This is a genomic window from Bradyrhizobium sp. SZCCHNS3052 (assembly GCF_032484495.1).
GTDB lineage: Bacteria > Pseudomonadota > Alphaproteobacteria > Rhizobiales > Xanthobacteraceae > Bradyrhizobium.
Genome location: NZ_JAUETB010000002.1, coordinates 197,134 through 220,369, shown reverse-complemented (window position 1 = coordinate 220,369; position 23,236 = coordinate 197,134). Strand labels below are relative to the sequence as shown.

Below are 23,236 nucleotides of genomic sequence, written 5' to 3'. Positions count from 1 at the left end.
TTGTGGTCAGTTCAAGAACACAAGCATGATGCGGCCTCATGTTCCTCGGCATAAGGTCGCAAGCACGGCATTGGACTACTTGCCTTTCCAGTTCGGCGTCCGCTTGTTGAGGAACGCCTCCATGCCCTCGCGGAAATCCTCACTCATATAGGCGCGCAGGATCAAATCCTCGCCCTCGTCCCGCGACAGGGTCCGGCGAATGCGGCGCACCGCCTCCTTGGTCACCTCGAGGGTGATCGGCGCGTGCGAGGCGATGAGCCTCGCGGTCTCCAGCGCGCGTGTCTGCAGCGTCTCGACGTCAGGCACGATCTCGTTGAGCAGACCGAGCGCGAGCGCCTCCGGCGCCTCGACCAACCGTGCCTTGAAGATCAGATCCTTGGTGCGCGCCGGTCCGATCAAGGAGACCACGCGCGAGATGTTCGACATCGACAGGCAGTTGCCGAGCGTGCGCGCGATCGGAAAACCGATACGTGCCGTCTCGGTGCCGATGCGAATGTCGCAGCAGGCGGCAATGCCGGCGCCGCCGCCGGTGCAGGCGCCCGCAATCGCCGCAATCACCGGCACACGGCACAGCTCCAGCGTGCCGAGCACGCGGTCGATCCGCGCCTCGTAGTCGAGCGCATCCTGCGCGGTCTTGAAGGCGCGGAATTGCGAGATATCGGTGCCGGAGGCAAACGCCTTGTCGCCCGCACCGGTCAGGATCAGCGCCTTGATCGACCGATCGGCGTTGATGGCCTCGCAGATCGAGGCCATCCGGTCGTACATCGCGAAGGTCATCGCGTTGCGCGCCTGCGGCCGGTTGAAGGTGATCTTGGCGATGCCGTCGTCGACGGCATAGATCAGATCGTCGGAGCCGGTCACAGGCGCGGTCATCAGGCCACCTTCGGGATTGGCGCCGCCTCGCGCGCCTTCAGGACGTCCATTGCCGCGAGCACGCCACCGGCACGATGCGGCACATTGGCGAGCGCAAGGCCCATCTCGACGCCGGCGAGCGTCCCCATCAGCATCAGGTCGTTGAAATGACCGATGTGGCCGATGCGGAACACCTTGCCCTTGATCTTGTTGAGGCCGGTGCCGAGCGACATGTCGAAGTTTTCCAGCACGGTCTTGCGGAACTGATCGGCGTCATGGCCTTCGGGCATGACCACGCCGGTCAGCGCCGGCGAATGCGCCTGCGGATCGGCGCATTGCGTGTCGAGGCCCCACGCCTTCACGGCGGCGCGCGTCGCAAGGCTGTGGCGGCGGTGGCGGGCGAACACGTTCTCGTGCCCCTCCTCCTCCAGCATCTTCAGCGCCTCGTTGAGGCCCATCAGCAGATTGCAGGCCGGCGTGTACGGGAAGGTGCCGAGCTTGTTGAAGGTGATGATCTCCTGCCAGTCCCAGTAGGAGCGCATGCCGGGATTGGCCTTGGCGGCGGCGAGCGCCTTCTCCGAGACGGCGTTGAAGCCGAGGCCCGGCGGCAGCATCAGGCCCTTCTGCGAGCCCGCAACGGAGACGTCGATGCCCCACGCGTCGTGCTCATACTCCATCGAGCCGAGGCCGGAGATGGTGTCGACCATCAGGAGTGCCGGGTGGCCGGACCGGTCGAGCGCCTTGCGCACCTCGAGCGGCGGCGTTAGGCAGCCGGTCGAGGTCTCGTTGTGCACGACGCAGACGGCCTTGATCTTGTGCGCCTTGTCGTCGACCAGACGCTGCTCGATCGCCGCGATGTCGGCGCCATGACGCCAGTCGCCGGGGATGAAGTCGACGTCGAGCTTGAACTTGTCGGCGATGCCCCGCCACAGCACAGCGAACTGGCCGGTCTCAACCATCAGCACCCTGTCGCCGGGCGCGAGCGCGTTGACGATCGCGGCTTCCCACGCGCCGGTGCCCGACGACGGATAGATGATCACCGGCTGCTTGGTGCGGAAGATGCGCTGGCTGGCCGCCAGCACGGCGAAGCCGAGCTCCGCGAACTCCGGACCGCGATGGTCCAAGGTCGGCATGTCCATCGCGCGCAGCACGCGGTCGGGCACGTTGGTCGGTCCCGGAATCTGAAGAAAATGCCGTCCCGTGTGCACAGTCATTGGCGTCCATCCCCGGTCATTTGGTTGGTGCGCGGACGTGGCATCCCACGCGCTGGCCGCGCTTTTCTCCCGCCAGACCGCTGGCGTCAATAAAGAAGACGCAAGCACCGATCGCTCCGGGCTGACATCCCTCAGATGCACACAAATCCCCTTCTTCTGTGCAGTGCGGCATAGCGGGACGCCCCAGCTTGCTGCACGCGGTTTAGCCTCATTTCACCGCCGCAAGCTGGCGCGGCGCATTGCCCTGCGATGGCTCATCCAGCAGCAGCATCGCGGCATCGACACCGCCCGCGCGATGCGGCACGCCGACCGCACGCAGCCCCATCTCGACTCCGCTCAGCGCCGCCATCAGGGTCAGCGCATTGCACTCGCCGAGATGGCCGATGCGGAACACCTTGCCCGCGACCTTGGACAGGCCCGAGCCGAGCGACATGTTGTAATTGTCGAGCACGACCTGGCGGAACTGATCGGCGTCATGGCCCGGCGGCATCAGCACGGCGGTCAGCACCGGGGAAAAATCCTTCGGCTCCTGGCACAGCACCTCGAGACCCCAATGCTCGACCGCGGCGCGGGTCGCGGCCGCAAGCCGCTGGTGGCGCGCGAACACCTGGTCGAGTCCCTCCTCGAGCAGCATGGCAATCGCTTCGCGCAGGCCATAGAGCAGGTTCGTCGCCGGGGTATAGGGGAAGAAGCCGTTCGCGTTCAGCTTCAGCATGTCCTCCCAATCCCAGAACGAGCGCGGCATCTTGTTGGCCTTGGCAACAAGGCGCGCCTTGTCCGAGACGGCGTTGAAGCCGAGCCCCGGCGGCAGCATGAAGCCCTTTTGCGAGCAGGACACGGCGACATCGACCTTCCACTCGTCGAAGCGGAAGTCGGCCGAGGCGAGACCGGAGATGGTGTCGACCATCAGCAGCGCCGGATGCTTGGCGCGGTCCATCGCGGCGCGCACCTCACCGATCCGGCTGGTCGCGCCGGTCGAGGTTTCGTTGTGCACGACCATCACCGCCTTGAGCCGATGACCGGCGTCGGCGACCAACGCCTCCTCGATGACGGCAGGGTCGACGCCACGGCGCCAGTCGCCGGGAATGAAGTCGACCTCGATTCCCCACCGCGCCGCCATCTGCCGCCACAGCGTGGCGAAGTGGCCGGTCTCGACCATCAGCACCTTGTCGCCCGGCGACAACGTGTTGACGATGGCAGCCTCCCAGGCGCCGGTGCCCGAAGACGGATAGATGATCACCGGGCTCGTGGTCTTGAAGATCGCCTGCGAGCCGCCGAGCACGGCCTTGCCGAGTTCGGCGAACTCGGCGCTGCGGTGATCGATCACCGGCATGTCCATCGCCCGCAGCACCCGCTCGGGCACCGGACTCGGGCCCGGAATATGCAAGAAATGACGGCCTTGAGGACGGGTCACGACAGAGCTCCGGGCGACGACGGCATTCTGGCACCCATGATTGCATTCAATCTTTCAGCATGCAAGAGCTCAATCGCATGCACGCACGAGGTCGACCACATCTGTAACTACCGCTACAATGCGTAAGATGAATTCCACGATTCCCGATATCGAGACGCCACCCTTGGCAGGGCCAAGCGGTCGATCCGTGCCTGCGCGGGACGAGACCTCGCTGCATGACGAAATCCTGGCGCGGCTGCGCGACTACATCGTCGAGGGCCATGTCGCCGACGGCGGACGCCTGTCCGAGCGGCAGCTTTGCGAAATGCTGGGGGTGTCCCGCACCCCCTTGCGCGAAGCGCTCAAGGTGCTCGCAGCCGAGGGGCTGGTCGAGCTGCTGCCCAATCGCGGCGCCCGGGTGCGCCCGCTCAGCGCCGCCGACATCCACGAACTGTTCGACCTGATGGGAGGCCTGGAAGGCCTCGCCGGACGCCTCGCCTGCGAGAAGATTTCAGATGAAGCGATCGCGGAAATCGAGCAATTTCATCATGATATGTACGGATTCTACATGCGGCAGGACATGCAGGGCTATTTCCGCATGAACCAGTTGATCCACCGGGCGATCGTCGACGCCGCCGCCAACGCCACCCTTCATGCGACCTATGAGAGCCTGGCGGGCCGCATCCGCCGGGTGCGCTTCTCGGCCAATTTCGCCCGCAAGCGCGAACGCTGGAGCGAGGCCATGCGCGAGCATGAGCTGATCCTCGATGCCCTGCGCCGGCGCGCCGGAAGCGAGCTGTCCGACATCCTGTTCCAGCATCTGCGCAACAAGGGCGCGGCTGCGATCGCGTACTTCGCCGAGAGCCAGCCGCCGCTGGCGGCAGCCAAGCCAGACAAGGTCGAATAACGCCGGGGATTGCGCAAATTTGCATGCAATCAGATTGACGCATTTGCGGAAATGAATGACACCGGGCGGAACAGCGCCCGCCGGACGACAGCCGGGCCCCACCAGGGATCACCATGCCGAACGCCAAAGCCGGTCCGTCCAGGCTCGAACAGAAGCTCCGCGCCGAGATGACAGGCGACGTCTTCTTCGACCGCTTCAACCGCGGCCGCTACGCCACAGACGCCTCGTTCTACCAAGTCATTCCGGCGGGCGTGGTCGTGCCGCGCACGATGGACGAGGCGCTGCGTGCGCTCGCCATCGCCCGCGACGACGGCCGCATCGTCACGCCCCGCGGCGGCGGCACCTCGCAATGCGGCCAGACGGTCAACGAGGGGATCGTCGTCGACTTCTCCAAGCACCTGAACCGCATCGTCTCGCTCGATGTCGAGGGGCGGACCTGCGTGGTCGAGCCGGGCATCGTGCTCGACGACCTCAATCGCCAGCTCAAGAAGCACGGCCTGTGGTTTCCGGTCGACGTCTCCACGGCGTCGCGCGCCACGATCGGCGGCATGGCCGGCAACAATTCCTGCGGCGGCCGCTCGCTGCGCTACGGCACGATGCGCGACAACACCATCGCCATCGACGCCGCGCTGGCCGACGGCACGCTGGCGCATTTCGGCGAGGTGGCGCGAGACCTTCGTGACGTCAGCGCGCCGGAGAGCGCGCGCACGCTGTTTCGCGACATGCTGGCGCTGGGCGAGCGCGAGGCCGCGGAGATCGCCGACAGGTTTCCCAAGGTGCAGCGCCGCGTCGGCGGCTACAATCTCGACGCACTGACGCCGCGCAACGCCGCCAACAACCTGGCGCATCTGCTGGTCGGCTCCGAGGGCACGCTGGCCTTCTCCACCCGGATCGAGCTCAAGCTGTGGCCGCTGATCCGCACCAAGGTGCTCGGCGTCTGTCATTTCGGCAGCTTCTATCAGGCGATGGATGCGGCCCAGCATCTGGTCAAGCTGAAGCCGATCGCGGTCGAGCTGGTCGACCGCACCATGATCGGGCTGGGCCGCGACATCGCGATGTTCCAGCCGGTGATCGCGGCGGCGGTGCGCGGCGATCCCGACGCGATCCTGGTGGTCGAGTTCGCGGAGGAGACGAAGGACGAGAACCTCGCCAAGCTGAAGCAGCTCTCCGAGCTGATGGGTGATCTCGGCTTCTCCTGGAGCAACGAGATCTGCAAATGGGGCGGCGTCGTCGAGATATCAGACCCTGCGCTTCAGACCGCCGTCGCCGACTTCCGCGCCGCCGGCCTCAACGTGATGATGTCGATGAAGGAGGCCGGCAAGCCGGTGTCGTTCGTCGAGGACTGCGCCGTGCCGCTGCCCCACCTCGCCGACTACACCGCGCGGCTCAACGAGGTGTTCGCCAGGCACGGCACGCGCGGCACGATGTACGCGCACGCCTCCGAGGGCTGCCTGCATGTGCGCCCGGTGCTGAACCTGAAGCTGGAGAAGGACGTCAAGGCGATGCGCGCAATCGCCGAGGAAGCTTTCGCCATGGTGCGCGAGTACAAGGGCTCGCATTCCGGCGAGCATGGCGATGGCATCGTGCGCTCGGAATTCCACGAGCAGATGTTTGGCAGCCGCATCGTCGCCGACTTCAAGGAGGTCAAGCAGCGCTTCGATCCGGCGAACGTGCTCAATCCTGGCCGCATCGTCGATCCACCCAGGATGGACGACCGCTCGCTGTTCCGCTATCCGCCGGACTACCGCATCGTCGACGACATCAAGCCGGTGCTCGACTGGTCGGCCTATCCGGGTGCCGCCGGCGGCTTCCAGGGCGCGGTCGAGATGTGCAACAACAACGGCGCCTGCCGCAAGCTCGACGGCGGCGTGATGTGCCCGTCCTATCGCGCCACCCGCGACGAGAAGGATGTCACGCGCGGCCGTGCCAATACCTTGCGGCTCGCGATCTCCGGCCAGCTCGGTCCCGGCGCGCTGTCGTCCGACGAGATGATGGAGACCTTGAAGCTCTGCGTCTCCTGCAAGGCCTGCCGCCGCGAGTGCCCGACCGGCGTTGACATGGCCAAGATGAAGATCGAGGTGCTGGCGGCCCGGGCGACGACGCATGGCCTCACGCTGCGCGACCGGCTCGTCGCCTATCTGCCGCGCTATGCCGATATGGCTGCCCGCATCGCGCCGCTCGTGAACCTGCGCAATCATGTTGCGCCCCTGCGCGTGCTGATGGAGCGCGTTGCGGGCATCAGCGCCAAGCGCAAGCTTCCGGCCTTCCGCACCGACACCTTCCGCGTCGACGCCGACGCGTTCGGTCCGGCTGATGGCCGCGAGGTCGTGCTGTTCGGCGACACCTTCAACCGCGTCTATGAGCGCGAAAATCTCGACGCCGCGCTGCGCGTGCTGATCGCCGGCGGCTATCGCGTCTACGTGCCCAAGCCGGCCGATGGCGGCCGCGCCCTGTGCTGCGGCCGCACCTTCCTCTCCGCCGGCCTCGTCGACGAGGCCCAGTCCGAGCTGCAGCGCCTGGTCGAGACCTACGCGCCGTTCGCCTCGCGCGGCGTGCCGATCATTGGCCTCGAGCCAAGCTGTCTGCTGACGCTGCGCGACGAACTGCTGTCGCTGCGCAACGACGCCACCGCGAAAACGATCAGCGCACACGCGCTGCTGCTGGAAGAGTTTCTGGCGCGCGAGGCCGAGAGCGGCAGGCTGGCGCTGCCGCTCGCCCCCCTGCCCGGTAAGGCCTTGTTGCACGGCCATTGCCATCAGAAATCCTTCGCCGCTTTCAAGCCTGTCGAGCAGGTGCTCCGACTCATTCCGGAGCTCACGGTCGAGACCATCGAATCCTCCTGCTGCGGCATGGCCGGCGCGTTCGGCTATGGCGCGGAGACCTACGAGGTCTCGCAGCAGATGGCGGAGGCGTCGCTGCTGCCCGCCGTGCGCAACGCCGACGCCGCAACGTTCATCGTTGCCGACGGCACCTCCTGCCGCCACCAGATCCAGGACGGCGCCGCCCGCGGTGCCGTTCACGCCGCGCAGCTCCTGGCGATGAGCCTGGAGCGGGCGCAAGCATCAACGTAGGTCACGAGAGACCGGACGCCGCGGAGCGCGACCTCAATGTTCGTCATTGCGAGGAGCGTAGCGACGAAGCAATCCAGACCTTTTCTTTCGTCCTGGATTGCTTCGCTTCGCTCGCAATGACGGATGATAGAGCCGACTTTTCATCACAAATCGCAAAGGACACCGACATGGCCGATCTCAAGCTCGACGCCGCTCGCAAGATTCTGGATGCCACGCTCGCGAAGGGCATCGAGAAGAAGCTCAAGCCGCTCGCCGTGATGGTGCTCGACGCCCGCGGCTGCCTGAAGGCGGCCGCCGCCCAGGACGGCACCAGCCTGATGCGGGCCGAGGTCGCGCATGGCAAGGCTTATGGCGCGCTGGCGCTCGGCCTCGGCTCCCGCGCCCTGTTCCAGCGCGCCCAGGAGCAGGCCTATTTCATCGACGCCGTGAACACGCTGGCCCAGGGCCGCATGGTCCCGGTGCCCGGCGGCGTGCTGATCATGGACGGCACGACGCTCGTCGGCGCCGTCGGCGTCTCCGGCGACAGCTCCGACAATGACGAGATCTGCGCCGTCGCCGGTATCGAGGCCGCCGGCCTCAAGGCCAATCCGGGCTGAGCTCCGGTCGCACCTGCAAAGCTCAGCGAGCTTTTCCGTCCCACAATCTCGAGGGGGCTGGCCGCCCTCTCGAAGCCTGATCGATCATGCGTCGAATTCCACGGCTCAGATCGCGGCTGACGGAGAATTCATTCGGCCGGCTTGACCGGCCCGAAACATTGCCGGCTGCTGCACGTTTGTACGACGGGGCGCGTGGAGAACCGGACATGCCTCGCAGACGAGCTCGCACCATCATCATCACTGGCGCCTCCGCCGGCGTCGGCCGTGCCATCGCGAACCGCTTCGGCGAGGCCGGCGATCGCATCGGCCTGATCGCGCGCGATGAGCATGCGCTGCGCGACGTCCAGCGCGAGCTGCAGGCGCGGTTTGCCCATGCCGAATACGAGGCCGTCGATGTCGCCGATGCGCAGGCCCTGTTCGACGCTGCCGAGCGGCTCGAGCAGCGCCTGGGTCCGGTCGACATCTGGATCAATGACGCCATGGAAACGGTGTTCTCGACCGTGGCCGACATCACACCGGAGGAATTCCGCCGCGTCACCGAGGTGACCTATCTCGGTTTCGTGCACGGCACGATGGCGGCGCTGCGATCGATGCGCCGACGCGGCGAAGGCCGCATCATCCAGATCGGTTCGGCGCTCGCCTATCGCGGCATTCCGCTACAGGCGGCCTATTGCGGCGCCAAACATGCGATCCGGGGCTTCACCGACTCGCTGCGGGCCGAGCTGATGCACGAGCGCTCAGGCATCACGCTCTGCATCGTCGATCTGCCCGCGGTGAACACACCGCAATTCGACTGGGCTCGCGCGCACCTTGCGCATACGCCACGGCCAATGGGCCGGCCGGTGGAGCCTGAGGTGATCGCTGACGCCGTCTATCGCGTTGCCGATGGCGGCTTCCGCGAATATTGGATCGGCTGGCCGACGCTGCTGACCATCCTCGGCAACGCCATCGCCCCGGCTTTGCTCGACCGCTACCTCGCCGCCAAGGCGATCGCCGGGCAGCAGACCGACGTGCCGCTGGTGCCCGACCGCACCGACAATCTCGATCACCCGGTTACACGCCTGCACCGTACCCGCGGCTCGTTCAGCCGTGGCGCGGCCCTGCACGCGATGCTCGTGCCCGGCGATGTGGCCCGCGCCGCGACCGTCGCAATCGGGGCCGCTGTCTTCTTTGCGCTGGGAGCGACGCTGAGCCGGCGGGGGAGGCGCTAGGCCGCGCGTTGCAACGCGGTGCTTGCGTGACACCGGCGAGATGCGCTTTTCTGCTCCGCGCTATCCATTCCCGTCCGGAGCGCCTGCATGACCATCGAAAGCATCAGCGCGATCACCGTTGCCACCCATGACATGGCCCGCGCGGTCGCCTTCTATCGCGCGCTCGGCTTCGACGACATCCCGTATGGCGGCGCCGACACCCCGTTCACGACCTTCCGAGTCGGCGCGGGCTATCTCAACCTGATCGCTATGCCGGAGGACAAGCAGTGGAGCTGGTGGGGCCGCATCATCTTTCATGTCTCGGACGTCGACGCCGTCTACGCCAAGGCGCTGGCCGCCGGCTTCTCGCCCTCCACCACGCCGCGCGACGCCGAATGGGGCGAGCGCTACTTCCATCTCACCGATCCCGACGGTCACGAATTGAGCTTCGCGCGGCCGCTCGACAAATGAGCTAGCCGAGCTCGAAAGTGGTGACGCCGAACAGCCGCTCGATGCGTAGTGGCGCGATCGGGCGGGTGTACATGCGCGCGGTCTCGAACACCGGCTTCAGCCCGAGACTCTCCGCCAGCGCCACCGCCTCCGGGTTGATCGCCGGCACATCGAGGAAGACCTCGGAGTCGCCGATCTCGCTCAGCAGCGCCGAGACGATGGCCTCGGCATCGGCCCGGCTGTGCGCGACCAGCGGACCGATCTTAGAGCCGGTGCGGCACGGCCGGATCACGCCCCAGGCGGCAAGCGCGCCATCACGGATGACAGCGCGGCCGACATGGCCGGGGGCTCCGATCCAGGCCTGCAGGAACGCGCGGCGCGACGCCGGAAACACAGCCGCGTCGGAGGCCTCGATGTCGGCCAGCGGCACGTCGCTCAGCGCAACGAAGTCCGATCGCGCAGCAGCGGGCAGCACCGTAGCGGCCTTCCCACTGTAGCGGACATTGGCATAGGCATATTTGAAGCCGGACTTTCGATAATTGTCCTGCTGCGCGACGACACCGTCGAGGCCGACGACACGCGATCCCGCATGCGCCATCGCAGCCTGCCAGAGCCGCAGGCCATAGCCATGCCCGCGCAGATCAGGACGTACGATGTAGAAGCCCAGAAACGCGAAGCGTCCGTCGTAGTTGACGCAGGACACCGTCGCGACCGGCACACCGTCACGTTCGGCGATGAGAAATCCCTGCGGATCGACCACGGAAAAGCACGCGGCATCGGACAGGCCGGGATTCCAGCCCTCGGCCGCCGCCCAGTCGATGGCCAGCGGAATCTCTTCCGGCCGCATCGGCCGGATGAGAAGACCGTCGGTTGCAATTGGGCCACTTTGCATCATCTCACAACGCTAGCGCCAACTGCCGTCCTTCGCAGCAACAAAGATGCCCTTGGGCGGGAATATTGCGATCGTTGCGCACAACGCTGCGCAGGGCTAACGTTCATCTCCCATGATACGACGAAACGCACAAACCGATCGCATGCGCCCTCGGTGGCTGACATGGATGCTGCGTGGCCTCATGGCCAGTGCCGCATTGCTCGCGACGGGGTCAGCTTTCATCGCCATCTTCAATCCACCGGCCGCCGTTCTATTTCTTTCAATACTCACCTCGCCGCTGTTCATGAATACACGGCCACCTCCGATGTTCGAGAACGACGTTGCGGACTCCTGGCTCAAATCAGTGGAGAGCGGAAAACGGCTCACGGCCCACCTTCAGGCGGAATTCCCATCCGGAACACCAGCCGCGATGTTGACAGCAACGCTGCTGAAGCAAGGATTCGAACCGTTCCCGGATTGCGTCCGCGACGGACATATCGTGGTGCGGCTGGGAGAGATTCATGCACCATGCCGAACGTCCGAGACCGCCAATGTCCATTTCTATCGATGGGGCAATCCAGCCTGTGTGCAGACGATCGACGTGACCTGGAAGTCAGACGATGCAGGAGCGATCACAGAGGTGACAGCAAGCCATCATGACGCCTGCCTGTGAACGCGGAAGTCAGTCCATTCCCTGCTTATGAGTTCTCAGCCCTATGACTGCGACGATCGGATCAGCTAATCCGACGGGGCCTGCCTCTGGTGGCGACCGGCTGCCAGCCATCGACATCCTCCGGGGCCTCGCCCTCTTTGGCGTCATGGCCATCAACGTCGTATTTGAGTTCCGTATCTCGATCTTCCAGCAATTTCTGCCGACGCCGAGAGCGCACGAAGCGGGCACGACCTTCTTCGCCGGATCGTCATCACCGGAGACGGTCAAGCTTTTGTGGGCCATCGTCGGAGACTCGCCCTTCAATCGCGCCATCGAAGATGGTCTCGCGCGCGCCGTCTCCATGAAGGCGCTTGCCCTGTTCTCGCTGCTGTTCGGCATCGGGCTGGCCATGCAGTTCGACCGGATCGCTCCGGAGCGACGTATCCCCCTGCTGCTCCGGCGGCTGCTCGTCCTGCTCGCGATCGGCATTTTGCACCTGACGCTGCTGTGGAATGGTGACATCCTGACCGAATATGCGCTTGCCGGACTGCTCGTGCTGCCGTTCCTGTTCGCGCCAAGCTGGCTGGTGATCGCGAGCAGCCTCACCCTGCTCGGGCTGTACTTCACCAGCTGGCTTATTCCCGTGCTGCCGCTACTAAGCTCCTCCTGGATGATGCAGCATGTTGTCGATGCCAATCGCATCTATGCCAACGGCAACTTCTCGCAGATCCTGGTGTTCCGGCTGTCCGAAATCAGCGCCATCGCGCCGCTGCATTTGTGGATCTTTCCGCGCACGCTCGGACTTTTCCTCGCCGGCATCGTCATCTGGCGATCCGGCCTTCTGCGCGATATGCCGCATCACCGCGTCATGCTGCTGCTGACGGCCCTGGCCGCACTCGCTGTCACGATCGACGCCGGCGCATCGCTTGCGACTGTGAGCCTGGCGCTTGCCTATGGTGCGCTGATCCTTTCGGCTGCAAGCACCATCTGGGGCGCCCGCCTGCTCGGCTGGGCGGCTCTCGTCGGCCGGATGGCCTTCACCAACTATCTCATGCAGTCCGTCATCTTCGGCGTCGTGTTCTACGGCTATGGCCTCGGCCTGTTCGGCCGGCTCAGCGTCTCGCTCGCACTTGGCATCGGCGTGGTCGTCTATGTGCTCCAGGTGATCGCGAGCTGGTGCTGGCTGAGGCTGTTTCAGTTCGGCCCCATCGAATGGCTGTGGCGCAGCCTGATGTACAACAAGCTGCAGCCGATGCGGCTTCGGCCGCACTCCTGACACGACTTTGCCCGTCGGGTTACTATGTCGCACCCCGGTGGGTGTTGTCTTGTCGGGCAAATCAGCTGCACATTTCACGGCGTCGCGGCTTACGAGAGGGGCGCCTCGCGATCGTCACAAGCGTTGGGCCGGTGATGCGATGGCCGTCGCGGCATCAGGCGCGTTTGCGCAAGACGACTGGTGGCGTGGCGGACGGCGAAATCGTGTGGTCCTGACATCCCGACGCTGATGTCAACTCGCGACGAGGCTTTGCTTCGCGCGGGGATGGTGGCCAGAAAGCCCGGCGCACCAGGGAGATCACGTATAAGCCGTAAGCCCGTCGCGCAGGGAAGGCCGGTAGTTGCGGCCAAACCTGTGGTCACTGCCGCCTGCTTTTCTTCCTGCAGGCGGGCATGGGGGCGGCGAGCGCCCGGCCTTCCCTGCGCCCTCTTCGTTCAGAGGGCGAAATCTGACGCAAGACTCGGACGCGAAGCGTCGCGAGATCGCGGATCCATGTATCACCCTATGTGGACAAATATTGTTGGAGCAAAGAACCTTTCCACCCCTCCACTGTCATCGCCCGCGAAAGCCGGCTATCCAGTATTCCAGAGGCCGTGGTCATCGAACCGGGAGGCCTCGGCGTACTGGATGCTCCGCCTTCGCGGAGCATGACAGCGGCAACAACAGAGCCGCCGTCACACACTCTACCCGCAGCGAGCTACTTCCCCGGCCACACCGGCTTGCGCTTCTCGGCAAACGCCCTCAGGCCCTCCTTGGCATCCTCGGTCATCGCCAGCAGCGCGATCTGGCTTTCGAGATAGGCGATGGACTCGTCGAACGACATCGAGGCGATGGCGCGCATGGCGTATTTGCCGCGGCGGATGGCGGTCGGCGACTTGTCGACGAGACGGCCGATCAGCCAGTCCATCTTGCCGTCGAGCTCGGCGGCGGGAACGACATGGTTGAGCAGCCCGGCAGCCTGTGCAGTCTTGGCGTCGAACGGCTCGCCCGTGAGCGCCCATTCGTTGACGAGACGCGGCGGCGCGATACTCTGCAAGAGGCTCAGGACCTGCATCGGGAACACGCCGACCTTCACCTCCGGCAGGCCGAAGACGACGTGATCGGCTGCGACCGCCATGTCGGTCATACACAGCAAGCCCATGCCGCCGGCCATACAGACGCCGCCGACGCGCGCAATCGCCGGCTTGGTGGAATTCTGCGACAGCCGGAGCAAGTCCGCGTAATCGACATTCGGGCGGGAGAAATCCATCGCGAAGGCCGCGCCGGAGTTCTGCAGGTCGGCGCCGGCGCAGAACGCCTTGTCTCCTGCGCCGGTCAGCACGATCACGCGCACCTCGGGATCGTCATGTGCCGTGCGATAGCCGCGCGAGATCCCGGCGATCACGTCGCCATTCAGCGCGTTGCGCTTCTCCGGACGATTGATGGTGATCCAGAGGGCCTGCCCGCGCTTGTCGAGAATCACGCTGTCGTCGGTCATCGCCTTGCCTGTCGCTTGATGTCGGATGCGAGATTGTCGCGGGATAGCTGCCGCGGGCAAGGAAAACTTGCGTCAAGAGGCCGCGCGGCGGCCGATCTCGGCGATGACCCCGTGCAGCAGCGGACGCACCGGCTCGAACTGGCCAGTGCGCAGGAACGCGATGGTCTGCCGGAACGACGTCGGATGCACCAGCAGGCCCATGTGCGACGCCTTGATGGTGGTGTGGTCCGTCATCCCGGCGAGCTTGCAGCTCTCGACGGAGACGCGGCCGTCGTTCGGCCACGGCAGCAGGAACAGCCCGGCGATCGGATCGAGGAAGCGGTTGCCGGCGATCACGCCGATCTCGTAGTCGGCGGGTGGCAGAGAGGCGAGCGTGACGTCCTTCGTGGTCACCAATTGCAGGCCGGCTGGACCGAAATAAGCGCGATAGAGCCCGACGTTCTGCAGCCGGTCGGCAAGCTCGCTGCCGCCATTGGGCGTTCCCAACATGACGACACGGCCGAGCCGCGCCGGCCGATGCTTCGCAATCGCGACCCGTGCCAGCAGCCCGCCCATCGAGTGGGTGACGAAGTGGATCGGACCGTCGATCCTGGCTGTGAAATCGGCGATCGCCGGGCGGATGTCGTCGGCAAGAAACTCGAGCGGTTTCTTGCGGCTTTCATAGTCGAGGTTCAGCGTCGCAAAACCTGCGCGCTGCAACCGCTTTTCCAGTGGACGCAGCATCAATGATCGGCCGGCGATGCCATGCAGCAGCACAACCCCCGCGCCGCGGGGGCCACTGTGCTGAGAACGCCGGCGCAGCGATGCGATCACGCGACTTCCCGCTCCTCCGGCTCACGCTCCGTCGTAGCGGTTGCCGCACTCGCCTCGGCAAGTGCCTTGGCGCCGACATAGTCGGTCTTGCCGGAACCGAGCAGCGGGATCTTGTCGACCACCATCACGACGGCCGGCACCGCAAGCTCCGGCGCACCTTGGCCTTTGGCCTGGCGCTGCATCGCGGAGCGTTCGGCATCCTTCTGCGTCGTGATCAGCACGATGCGCTCGCCCTTGCGCTGATCGGGGATCGACACCGCGACCGAAGCCGCCTGCGGCCACAAGGTCGCGGCGATCTGCTCGACCACCGTCAGCGACACCATCTCACCGGCGATCTTGGCAAAGCGCTTGGCGCGGCCCTTGATCGTGATGAAGCCCTGCGCGTCGATGGTGACGATGTCGCCGGTGTCGTGCCAGCCCTCCGGCAGCGCCTCGAGCACGCCGGGATTTTCGGCCCTGACATAGCCGAGCATGACATTGGGCCCCCGGACCGAAAGCCGCCCGCCCTCCTCGATGCCCGGCACCTTGTCGAGCCGGTACTCCATCAGCGGCGACAGGCGCCCGACGGTGCCGACCCGGTTGGCCATCGGCGTGTTCATCGCCAGCACCGGCGCGGTCTCGGTGACGCCATAGCCTTCGAGCAGGCGGATGCCATAACGCTCCATGTAGATCTGCCGTGTCCGATCCTTGACCGGCTCGGCGCCGGCGATGACCAGCCGCAGCGTGCGGAAATCATAGGCATGAGCGGAGCGTGCGTAACCAGTCAGGAAGGTGTCGGTGCCGAACAAGATCGTGGCGCCAGTCTGATAGATCAGTTCGGGCACGATCCGGTAATGCAGCGGCGACGGGTACATATAGATCGGAATGCCCGCCAACATGGGCATCATCATGCCGCCGGTGAGGCCGAAGGAGTGGAACACCGGCAAAACATTGAACACAAGATCGTTAGCGTTGGCATCGACCCTCGCCAATGCCTGGGCGGCGTTCGCGAGAATGTTGCGATGGGACAGGACGACGCCCTTTGGCGTGCCTTCGGAGCCGGACGTGAACAGAATCACGGCGGGGTGGTCGGCATTGCGGGCGACGCGCGGCCTGGTGCCGTCGATCATTCCCTTGATCTTGTCGGCCAGGCTGACCGAGGCCTTGACGTCCTCGAGATAGACCAGACGGGCCTGCCCCTCGATCGCCGCGATCAGCTTGTCGAGCTTGCCCTTCTCGATGAAGGCCCGCGACGTCAGAACGGTCGTGACCTGCGCCGCCTTCATCGCCGCCAGCACGTTCACCGGGCCGGCAGAGAAATTCAGCATTGCCGGCACGCGGCCGATCGACTGCAGCGCCATGAAGACCACGGCGACGCCGGCGGAGTTCGGCAGCAACAGGCCGATGTTCTCGCCCACCATCGTGCCCTGCTCGAGCTTGCGGCTGAGCACCTGCGAGCCAAGCAGCAGCTTGCGATAGGTCAGCTTGGTGCCGAGCGGATCCTCGATCATCACCTTGCCGGTGTCGTGGTCGCGATGGGCATGGGCGAGCGCCTCGAACAGTGTCCGATCCAGCATGGCGTTCTTGACCATGGCTTCGATCATCACGTCCTGCAGCGCAGCGCCAGCCGCGTTGCGGCGGGTCTTGCCCTTGAGAGCTGCATCGATGGTGAGCTTCACCGGCGGCAGGATCGTCACCGTCACCTTGGGAAACCACGAGCGCTTGATCTGGCCATCCTTGAGATAGCTGAGATGCGAGCGCTGCGCGCCCTCGATGCGGACGGGCACCACGACGGCATCGGCCTTGTCGGCGATCATCGCGGTGCCGTCATAGACCTTCATCAGCGAGCCCGACACCGTGATGCGGCCCTCCGGGAAGATCACCACCGGTTCCTGGCTGGCGACCAGCTTGATCAGGTCGCGCGCGCCGAGCGGCTTGGTCGGGTCGATCGTGATGTGGCTCACCAGTTTCAGGAAGATCTTCGCCCACCAGGCCTTGGAGATCCCGGTGTCGACGGCAAAGGTGGTATCGATCGGCAGCACCGCGTGGAGCAGCGGACCGTCGATCAGGCTGACATGGTTCGGCGCGATCAGCATGCGGGTGCCGACCGGCGGCAGGTTCTCCAGCCCACGCACCTCAGTGCGGAACAGCGCGCGGAACAGCATCGCGCCGAAGTCGCGCACGCCCTCCCTGCCCCATTTGGTGAGCACGAACCAGACGGCGCCGAAGCTCGCCAAGGCCAGACCGAAGAAGATCCAGGCGATCGAGACGCCTGCAGCCTGCAGGCCAGCCACGCCCAGCGAGCCGACCACCATGAAAGCGGCCTGCAGCACGTTGCCGGCGGCGATGACCCGGGCGCGCTCGGTGGGCTCCGACCACGCCTGCACAGCGGCGAACGCAGGAACCACGAAGAGGCCGCCGCCGAAGGCGAACAAGGCGAAATCGAACAGCATGCGCGAGCCTGACCAGGAGCCGATGAATCCCAGCGGCGTGATTCCCTTCGCGATCTCCGTCGTGCCGATCGCCCAGGACAAGTCGAGGCCGAGCACGCCCATGATGATGGCGCCGATCGGCACCAGCGCGAGGTTCGGCCTGACGTGGCTAAGATGCGCGGCGAACAGCGAGCCGATCGCGATGCCGACCGCAAAGATGGCGAGACACAGGGTGACGACGCCCTCGGTACCGCCGACGACGTCCTTGACCAGGGCCGGCAGCAGCGACAGCACGACGGCACCCACCAGCCAGAACCAGGACACGATCACCATGCCGTCCCACAGTCGGGGCGCGGCATGTAACGACTTCAGAAGGTGCAAGGTCGAGGTCCAGGGGTTGGCTGTGATCCGCAGATCCGGCGCGGACGGCACCGTGTGCGGGATGCGCGAGGCGGAGGCCCAGGAGATGACGGCAAGGCCGATCACCGCGAGAGCGACCCAGCCCATGTGCGAGGAGCCGGAGACAAGCTGGCCGCCGGCGATGGTGCCAATCAGGATGGCCATGAAGGTCGCACCTTCCACTAGCGCATTGCCGGTGGCGAGCTCGCCGACCGTCAGCTGGTCCGGCAGCATGGCGTATTTCACCGGGCCGAACAGCGCGGCGATGACACCGAACATGCCGAGGGCGACGAACAGCAGCGGGATCGAATGCATGAAGAAACCCAGCGCCGCGAAGCCGGCAGCGAATATCTCGGCGAACTTCAGCCTGCGCGCGACGATGCCCTTGACGTACCTGTCGGCCAACTCGCCGCCGAGTCCCGAAAGAATGAAGAATGGGAAGATGAACACCGCACCGGCCACGGTCACCAGCGCATCGCCATGCACGGCCATGGCGCCATAGAGCAGCATGATGACGAGCGCATTCTTCAGGACGTTGTCGTTCAGCGCCGAGGAGAATTGCGCCCAGAACAGCGGGGCAAAACGGCGCGACGACATCAACTGCTTGATCATGGTCGTTTCCTGGTGTGCTGCGGCGGCTCGGCCGCAAGGATGGCAAGAGTCTTGAAGGTTGGTGATGAAATGAGGTGGTGCCGGTGATGCACCCTGTTAGACGCGGTCATGCGGTCTGCCGTTCTGTTGTCGGCCGCCGACCAGCACGAAGAGTAGCCCGAAGGTCGTGTGCAAAAGGCTTATCCAGACCGAGGGCAGCTGGACGGAGGTTATGGGACGCGAGGACATGGTGACCGCTTCCTTGCGTATGAGCCGGGGATTTGAGCCGTGATCAACTCAGCTCACTCAGGTAGTGGAAGCGGCCGAACAGGCCACCGCGGCGAGGCCGGCGTCCCTCGCGAGCAGCTGCGCGAAAAAGCCGGTCTCCGGGCACCCGCCTTGCGCGCCGCGCGGCCAGCAGGCCGGCAACGTCACAGGCGTTGGCGATGCGCTCAACGCGTGCCGCCACAAGGTGAGACGCAGCCCGAGCCAAACCGTTCAGCAACGGCTGGAGATCGACGACGGGAAAAAGCTGCGGACCGCGAAAGCTGAGAACCTGCATGGGATTACTCCTCTAATTTTGAGCAACGCTCAAAATTCATATCTCAAAAATGAGCGCCGCTCAAGAAAATTCGATAAGGCGGAGCGATTGGGTAAACGAAGTCTTCCCGGCCGCGGCCAGTACACCAAGCAGGGCATCAAGCCATTGATTATAAAAAAATATTTCCGATGACCCGCCTAGGTCGGCGTCACCCGGCCGATTTGCGCAGCCAGACCTTGTTGTCGTGAAAGGCCGCGCCCCCGATCGGCGCGACGGTGTCGGCAGCGGTGAGCACGTTGATGCCCCGCCCCCCGACATGGGCGCGATTGGGATGGATGGATTCGGCGATCAGCACCCCGCGCCGGACTCCGTCGAACAGCCGGGCCGCAAGCGAGGTCTGGCCACGCTCGTTGCCGAGCGTGACGATATCGCCGTCGACGATGCCGAGCGGGGCTGCATCGAGCGGATGGATCATGACGGAGGGTCCCCCTTCCCGCGCCTGCGACGATGGCGTCTCGTTGAAGGAGGTGTTGAGGAACGAGCGCGCGGGGCTGGTCGCAAGCCGAAACGGATGCTGCTGATCGACCTCTTCGGTCACCGCCCAATGGTCGGGCAACGACGGCATGCGTTCAGGATTGCCCATGACGCGGCCGAATGGTGGATGCGCCCAGTCGGCCTTGAAGTGAAATTTCCCGTCGCTGTGCGCGAAGCCGTCGAGATAGTGCGAGGTGCGGAAGTCCGGCTGAAGGTCGCGCCAGACATCGGCCTCGAGCCCGGCGATATCGCCATGGCCGCTCTTCTTCAACGTCGCATCGATCAGCTCGCGCGGCGACATCTCGAAGCCCGGATGCACCGCCCGCAGCCGGCGCGCCAGGCCCTGCAGCACCTCATGATTGGACCGGCACTCGCCGGGCGGGTCGATCAGCTTCGGTCCGATCGAAATGTGCTGATGGCCGCCGCCGTAATAGAGATCGTCATGCTCCATGAACATCGTGGCGGGCAGCACGATGTCCGCCATCTGCGCCGTCTCGGTCATGAACTGCTCGTGGACGGCGACGAAAAGGTCTTCGCGCGCAAATCCGTTGCGAACCAGCTCCTGCTCGGGTGCCACCGTCATCGGATTGGTGTTCTGGATCAGCATCGCCTTGACTGGCGGGCCGCCACAGAGGGCCACCGCGTCTCCCGTCAGGATGCGCCCGATCTGGGACTGATCGAGAAAGCGAGTGGAATGATCCACGGCGTCGTGGCCCTCGATGATGGACTCGTCGAAATGCCACAGCGCCGCGTTGTTGAAGAAGGCACCGCCTCCTTCGTATTGCCAGGCGCCCGTCACCGCGGGAATGCAGGATGCCGCATGCATCTGCGTCGCGCCGTTCCTGCTGCGGGTGAAGCCATAACCCAGTCGGAAGAAGGTCCGCTTCGTCTCTCCGACCAGACGGGCGAACGCCTCGATCTCGGCCACGGGAACGCCGGAGATTTGCGATGCCCATTGCGGCGTCCGCGTCTGCAGATGCGCTTCGAGTTCCGCAGGACAGTCCGTGTACTTCTCCATATAGGCGCGGTCGGCAAAGCCATCGCGAAACAGCACGTGCATCACGCCGCAGGCAAAGGCGCCGTCGGTGCCCGGGCGCAGGATGATCTTGATGTCGGCCTGCTTCATCGTCTCATTGTCGTAGACATCGATCGCCGCGATCTTGGCGCCTCGTTCCTTCCGGGCGCGCGCGGCATGAGTCATGACATTGACCTGCGTGTTCACCGGGTTCGTGCCCCAAATCACGACCAGGTCCGAGAGCGCCATCTCCCGCGGATCGACGCCGGCGATCTTCCCAGTGCCGATGGCAAAGCCGATACGCGCGACATTGGCGCAGATCGTCGAGTAGAACCGCGAATACTTCTTCACATGGGTGAGACGGTTGAGGCCATCGCGCATCACGAGCCCCATCGTGCCCGCGTAATAATACGGCCAGACCGACTGAGCGCCAAAGTCGCGCTCCGCCTGGAGAAATCGCTCCGCGATCTCGTCCAATGCCTCGTCCCAGGACATGCGTGCGAATTGCCCTGAGCCCTTCGGACCGATGCGACGCATCGGATGCATCAGCCTTTCAGGATGATGAATCCGCTCGGCATATCTCGCGACCTTGGCGCAAACCACGCCAGCCGTATAGGTCTGCCGTTTCGAGCCGCGAACGCGGCCGATCGTCTTCCGATCGAGCACTTCGACGTCGAGCGCGCAGGCCGACGGACAATCGTGCGGGCAGGTAGAATGGCGGATATCGACCCGAGTCTGCTGGTTCATGCCCGATTGGTAGCATCAAAGAATGCATCCGCCGAGAGCATTCGCGAGGCATTCGCACGAACGAGATTCGTGCGTGTCTGCTCCACCGCAGATTTGCTTCTGGATGTGGACAAGTCGCCGCCGACAACGGCCGATCCGGCGTTAGGGGCGAGATGAAGACGGCAAGAAAAGACGATAGGCTCTGTTGCGTGCTCGTGGTTGCTGCCTGCGTACAGCGCAGTGCACCATCGCGAGTCCTCAGCTGACGGCAATTTCGATTGCAAAGCCAGTTTCATATATTAATATATCAGCTGAGGAAACGAAGATGTCCGGTCGACCCCCGAGGAAATTGGCCGCAGCGCCACGGCCCGTGGTCGCCCGCATGCGCCGCAATGGTCGCCCCCGCGGCGCGACAGCAGCGTCACGCATCTACACCGATCTCAGGTCCGAACTCGTGTCGCTCGTGCGCCTGCCGGGCGAACCGATTTCGGAAGCGCAGATCGCGACGGCCTATGGCGTCAGCAGGACACCGGTCCGCGAGGCCATTCTGAAACTCGCGGACGAAGGGCTGGTCGAGATCTTTCCGCAGTCCGGCATCTTCGTCTCGCGCATTCCGGTCGCAGCACTCCCCGAGACCATCATCATCCGAAAGTCTCTCGAAGAGACGACCGCACGGATGGCGGCCGAGCATGCGACATCGAGCCAGTTGCTCAACCTGCATGCGACCCTCGAACGTCAGCGCGAGGCCTGCGCCGCAAAGGATCGCGAAGCCTTCCACCAGGCGGACGAGATGTTTCACGCTGGCATCGCCGAGGTCGCCGGCTATCCCGGGATCTGGAAGCTGATCGTTCAGGTCAAGGTTCACGTCGACCGCTATCGTCGACTGACCCTGCCGCAGATCGGACGGATGGCCGAAGTGATCGCAGAGCACGAACCAATTCTCCAGGCCATCGAACGGCGCGATCCGGATCGTGCCAGGGCTGCCATGGCGAGTCATCTGGAACGCCTGCTCGACGACATCTCTGAAATTCAGACCAAGAATCCAGAGTATTTCGATCAACCAGGCTAACGAGATGATCGCATCGAACCTTGCGGCGACACGATCATTCCGTCGGAGAGACGCCATGAAAAGACGCGATTTCATCAGACTGAGCGTGGGCTTTGCGGGCGTTGCAACGCTGCCGCCGATCTCGGCCGCCCTTGCGCAATCGAAGGCGGTGTTCAAGGCATCCGACGTTCAGCCGCCGGGTTATCCGACGGTTGCAGCAACAGAAAACCTCGGCAAGAAGCTTGCAGCGGCAACCAACGGCAGGCTGTTGATCCAGATGTATCCCTCCGCTCAGCTCGGCGGCGAGAAAGAGACTATCGAGCAGACCCAGATCGGGGCGATCCAGATACTGCGGGTCAGCGCCGGCGCGCTCGGCCCGATCGTCGACGACGTCAACGTCGTCAACATGCCCTTCCTGTTCAAGAGCATCGAACATTCTGAAAAGATGATGGACGGTCCGATCGGTCAGGACCTTCTGGACCGCGTCAGCGCCAATGCCAGCGCAAATCTCGTCGCACTCTGCTGGATGAATTCTGGCGCGCGCAGCATCTACAACACCAAGAAGCCCATCAGGACGGTCGAGGACGTCAAGGGGCTGAAGATCCGCGTGATCGGCAATCCCATCTTCATCGACATGATGAACGCGCTCGGCGGCAACGGCGTCGCGATGGGCTACGATCAGGTCTTCAGCGCGCTGCAGACCGGCGTGATCGACGGGGCCGAAAACAATCCGCCGAGCTACGTCTCCAGCAATCATTACACGGCCGCGAAGTACTATTCGCTCACCCAGCATCTCGTCATTCCGGAAATCCTCGTGTTCTCGAAGCGGTCCTGGGCAAACCTGTCGACCGACGACCAGACCTTGATCAAGAAGTTCGCGCGCGAAGCGCAGATGGAGGAGCGCGAACTCTGGAAGGCCTACGAGCGGGAAGCGATTGAGAAGGCCAAGGCCGGTGGCTCCGAGATCGTCGAAATCGCCAACAAGGCGCCGTTCCAGAAGGCCGTGAAGCCGGTCTGGGACAAATACGGTCCGAAGTACCAAGAAATGATCAAGCGCATTCAGGACATCGCATAGACCGCACGCTCGGTTCGGACGATCAGGAGGCTTACGATGGCCGGACTCTATCGCCGGGCGATGGATGCACTGTATCCCGCTTGCGTCATCGTGGGCGTAACGGCGCTCGTGCTGATCTGAGCCGTCATCCCTTG

18 protein-coding genes are annotated in these 23,236 nt (G+C 64.6%); 10 read left to right on the top strand and 8 right to left on the bottom strand.

The annotated features are described in order from the left end of the window. Window positions 1–75 precede the first annotated feature (75 nt). From QX073_RS09255 to QX073_RS09245, 3 genes are all read right to left on the bottom strand, one after another. Window positions 76–873 carry an enoyl-CoA hydratase/isomerase family protein gene (locus tag QX073_RS09255; protein ID WP_315753554.1) on the bottom strand — a complete coding sequence of 266 codons (798 nt, stop codon included), beginning with the start codon at window positions 871–873 and terminating at the stop codon, window positions 76–78. After that, window positions 873–2,066, bottom strand: a complete 1,194-nt coding sequence (locus tag QX073_RS09250) for a pyridoxal-phosphate-dependent aminotransferase family protein (protein ID WP_315753552.1) — start codon at window positions 2,064–2,066, stop codon at window positions 873–875. The genes QX073_RS09255 and QX073_RS09250 overlap by 1 nt, the downstream gene beginning before the upstream one ends. A 208-nt stretch (window positions 2,067–2,274) precedes the next feature. After that, window positions 2,275–3,480, bottom strand: a complete 1,206-nt coding sequence (locus QX073_RS09245) for an alanine--glyoxylate aminotransferase family protein (protein WP_316225649.1) — start codon at window positions 3,478–3,480, stop codon at window positions 2,275–2,277. A gap of 127 nt (window positions 3,481–3,607) precedes the next feature. Here QX073_RS09245 and QX073_RS09240 point away from each other — a divergent pair, with 127 nt between their 5' ends. From QX073_RS09240 to QX073_RS09220, 5 genes are all read left to right on the top strand, one after another. After that, complete coding sequence (locus tag QX073_RS09240) at window positions 3,608–4,366, top strand: GntR family transcriptional regulator (RefSeq protein WP_315753548.1); 759 nt, start codon at window positions 3,608–3,610, stop codon at window positions 4,364–4,366. Window positions 4,367–4,479: 113 nt separating this feature from the next. Beyond that, window positions 4,480–7,437, top strand: coding sequence for an FAD-binding and (Fe-S)-binding domain-containing protein (locus QX073_RS09235; RefSeq protein ID WP_315825117.1), 2,958 nt, complete (start codon window positions 4,480–4,482; stop codon window positions 7,435–7,437). A gap of 167 nt (window positions 7,438–7,604) precedes the next feature. Next, window positions 7,605–8,033, top strand: coding sequence for a GlcG/HbpS family heme-binding protein (locus tag QX073_RS09230; protein WP_315753544.1), 429 nt, complete (start codon window positions 7,605–7,607; stop codon window positions 8,031–8,033). A 206-nt stretch (window positions 8,034–8,239) separates the two neighbouring features. Beyond that, window positions 8,240–9,244, top strand: coding sequence for an SDR family oxidoreductase (locus QX073_RS09225; protein ID WP_315753542.1), 1,005 nt, complete (start codon window positions 8,240–8,242; stop codon window positions 9,242–9,244). A gap of 87 nt (window positions 9,245–9,331) precedes the next feature. Continuing rightward, complete coding sequence (locus QX073_RS09220) at window positions 9,332–9,694, top strand: VOC family protein (RefSeq protein ID WP_316225648.1); 363 nt, start codon at window positions 9,332–9,334, stop codon at window positions 9,692–9,694. A 1-nt stretch (window position 9,695) separates the two neighbouring features. On the opposite strand, the gene QX073_RS09215 is transcribed toward QX073_RS09220, so the two are convergent. Next, window positions 9,696–10,568: a GNAT family N-acetyltransferase gene (locus tag QX073_RS09215; RefSeq protein WP_315825118.1), complete on the bottom strand. Its 873-nt coding sequence runs from the start codon at window positions 10,566–10,568 to the stop codon at window positions 9,696–9,698. Window positions 10,569–10,731: 163 nt separating this feature from the next. On the opposite strand from QX073_RS09215, the gene QX073_RS09210 reads away from it, so the two are divergent. Both QX073_RS09210 and QX073_RS09205 read left to right on the top strand, forming a co-directional pair. After that, entirely contained in the window at window positions 10,732–11,217 is a 486-nt protein-coding gene (locus QX073_RS09210) for a hypothetical protein (protein WP_315753536.1), read from the top strand. 43 nt (window positions 11,218–11,260) lie between these two features. Next, on the top strand, window positions 11,261–12,472 hold the full coding sequence (locus tag QX073_RS09205) for a DUF418 domain-containing protein (protein ID WP_316191411.1): 1,212 nt from the start codon (window positions 11,261–11,263) through the stop codon (window positions 12,470–12,472). A gap of 697 nt (window positions 12,473–13,169) precedes the next feature. Here QX073_RS09205 and QX073_RS09200 read toward each other — a convergent pair. From QX073_RS09200 to QX073_RS09190, 3 genes are all read right to left on the bottom strand, one after another. Next, window positions 13,170–13,949, bottom strand: coding sequence for an enoyl-CoA hydratase/isomerase family protein (locus QX073_RS09200; RefSeq protein WP_315753532.1), 780 nt, complete (start codon window positions 13,947–13,949; stop codon window positions 13,170–13,172). Window positions 13,950–14,021: 72 nt separating this feature from the next. Beyond that, window positions 14,022–14,759: an esterase/lipase family protein gene (locus QX073_RS09195; RefSeq protein ID WP_315753624.1), complete on the bottom strand. Its 738-nt coding sequence runs from the start codon at window positions 14,757–14,759 to the stop codon at window positions 14,022–14,024. Then, window positions 14,759–18,184, bottom strand: coding sequence for an acyl-[ACP]--phospholipid O-acyltransferase (locus QX073_RS09190; RefSeq protein WP_316225647.1), 3,426 nt, complete (start codon window positions 18,182–18,184; stop codon window positions 14,759–14,761). The genes QX073_RS09195 and QX073_RS09190 overlap by 1 nt, the downstream gene beginning before the upstream one ends. A 292-nt stretch (window positions 18,185–18,476) precedes the next feature. On the opposite strand from QX073_RS09190, the gene QX073_RS09185 reads away from it, so the two are divergent. After that, entirely contained in the window at window positions 18,477–18,896 is a 420-nt protein-coding gene (locus QX073_RS09185; protein ID WP_315825121.1) for a hypothetical protein, read from the top strand. Window positions 18,897–18,912: 16 nt separating this feature from the next. Here QX073_RS09185 and QX073_RS09180 read toward each other — a convergent pair whose 3' ends face one another. After that, a complete protein-coding gene (locus QX073_RS09180; RefSeq protein ID WP_316225646.1) occupies window positions 18,913–21,000 on the bottom strand; it encodes a molybdopterin oxidoreductase family protein in 2,088 nt (695 codons plus the stop codon). Window positions 21,001–21,361: 361 nt separating this feature from the next. Between QX073_RS09180 and QX073_RS09175 the strand changes: the two genes are divergently transcribed. Both QX073_RS09175 and QX073_RS09170 read left to right on the top strand, forming a co-directional pair. After that, a complete protein-coding gene (locus tag QX073_RS09175) occupies window positions 21,362–22,048 on the top strand; it encodes a GntR family transcriptional regulator (RefSeq protein ID WP_315713634.1) in 687 nt (228 codons plus the stop codon). Between the two features lie 55 nt (window positions 22,049–22,103). Then, on the top strand, window positions 22,104–23,102 hold the full coding sequence (locus tag QX073_RS09170) for a TRAP transporter substrate-binding protein (protein ID WP_315825123.1): 999 nt from the start codon (window positions 22,104–22,106) through the stop codon (window positions 23,100–23,102). Window positions 23,103–23,236: the final 134 nt, after the last annotated feature.